This is a genomic window from Actinomadura fulvescens (assembly GCF_039533225.1).
GTDB lineage: Bacteria > Actinomycetota > Actinomycetes > Streptosporangiales > Streptosporangiaceae > Spirillospora > Spirillospora fulvescens.
The window spans coordinates 1-606 of record NZ_BAAATD010000057.1 but is presented as its reverse complement, the minus strand read 5'-3'; the positions used below and the strand labels follow the sequence as shown (position 1 = coordinate 606).

General features: G+C 52.6%; 1 protein-coding gene. It reads left to right on the top strand.

Going from position 1 to position 606, the window contains the following annotated elements:
* Positions 1-101: 101 nt before the first annotated feature.
* Positions 102-606 (top strand): IS6-like element IS26 family transposase (locus ABD333_RS47395; protein ID WP_047727537.1); only part of this gene is annotated, 505 nt, incomplete at its 3' end.

Sequence of the window (606 nt, the reverse complement as noted above, 5' to 3'; positions counted from 1 at the left end):
AACTTGAACAACAAAAATAGGTTATATGAAATCCGAATGGCACTGTTGCAAATAGTCGGTGGTGATAAACTTATCATCCCCTTTTGCTGATGGAGCTGCACATGAACCCATTCAAAGGCCGGCATTTTCAGCGTGACATCATTCTGTGGGCCGTACGCTGGTACTGCAAATACGGCATCAGTTACCGTGAGCTGCAGGAGATGCTGGCTGAACGCGGAGTGAATGTCGATCACTCCACGATTTACCGCTGGGTTCAGCGTTATGCGCCTGAAATGGAAAAACGGCTGCGCTGGTACTGGCGTAACCCTTCCGATCTTTGCCCGTGGCACATGGATGAAACCTACGTGAAGGTCAATGGCCGCTGGGCGTATCTGTACCGGGCCGTCGACAGCCGGGGCCGCACTGTCGATTTTTATCTCTCCTCCCGTCGTAACAGCAAAGCTGCATACCGGTTTCTGGGTAAAATCCTCAACAACGTGAAGAAGTGGCAGATCCCGCGATTCATCAACACGGATAAAGCGCCCGCCTATGGTCGCGCGCTTGCTCTGCTCAAACGCGAAGGCCGGTGCCCGTCTGACGTTGAACACCGACAGATTAAGTACCGGA